This window comes from Bacillus sp. mrc49 (assembly GCF_002803435.1).
Genome location: NZ_PHNG01000123.1, coordinates 1 through 989 on the forward strand (window position 1 = coordinate 1; position 989 = coordinate 989).

Here is a 989-nt window from a genome sequence, read left to right on the forward strand (position 1 = left end):
CCGCCATATCATTATGTGGTGGGCAAGGACCCATGAATGAACGAATTCCAGTCGATTTCAAGTAACCAGCTAGCCGCTGCTTCAATATCCTTAGCAAAGACGCGATCTTGTGTAATGCTCGGAATGATCTTTCTTGCTTCCGTATAAAAATCCTTTGTGAATGGAGCCATCTTTTCCGTTCCGCGGTACTCCACCGCTTGCAGGGCACAAATGAGCTCTATCGCCAAAACGCGGCGGACGTTTTGGATGATTTGATGCGCGTGCCGCGATCCAATTGTCCCCATGCTTACATGATCTTCCTGATTCGCTGAAGATGGAATGGAATCCACACTAGCCGGATGGGCGAGTGTCTTATTTTCAGAGACGAGTGAAGCGGCGCAATATTGCATGATCATCGCTCCCGATTGCAAGCCAGGCGACGGACTCAGGAATGGCGGTAAATCATTCAACTGGGGATTGACGAGTCGCTCGATCCGGCGCTCGGAAATGTTCGCAAGCTCGGCAATGGCGATTTTCATGAAGTCCATCGCGAACGCTATCGGCTGGCCATGGAAGTTTCCGCCTGAAATCACCTTTTCACCATCATCAAAGATAAGCGGATTATCCGTTGCAGCATTCATTTCAATTTCCAGTTTTTCTTTGACATAATCGAGAGTTTGCCATGATGCCCCATGAACCTGCGGAATGCAGCGAAGCGAATATGCATCCTGTACCCGGAGCTCCCCTTGCTTAGTGATGAGCTGGCTGCCATGGATCATGCGGCGAATCCTTTCCGCGACCTCCGTTTGCTGGCGATAACCGCGGGCAAGATGAACATCCGGATCAAAGGCGTCTTCAATGCCGCGCAGCCCTTCTAACGTCAAGGAAGCAATCGCCTCCGTTTGATGGGCAAGCTGTTCCGCTTCGATATAATTGACCAGGCCCATCCCCGTCATCGCCTGCGTTCCGTTGATTAATGCCAATCCTTCTTTCGCTTTAAGCGTCAGCGG

At 51.0% G+C, this 989-nt stretch carries 1 protein-coding gene; it reads right to left on the bottom strand.

Features of this window, described 5'->3' with window-relative positions; translation table 11 throughout:
- Window positions 1-11: 11 nt before the first annotated feature.
- Window positions 12-989 (bottom strand): aromatic amino acid lyase (locus CVN76_RS00845; RefSeq protein WP_198512398.1); only part of this gene is annotated, 978 nt, incomplete at its 5' end.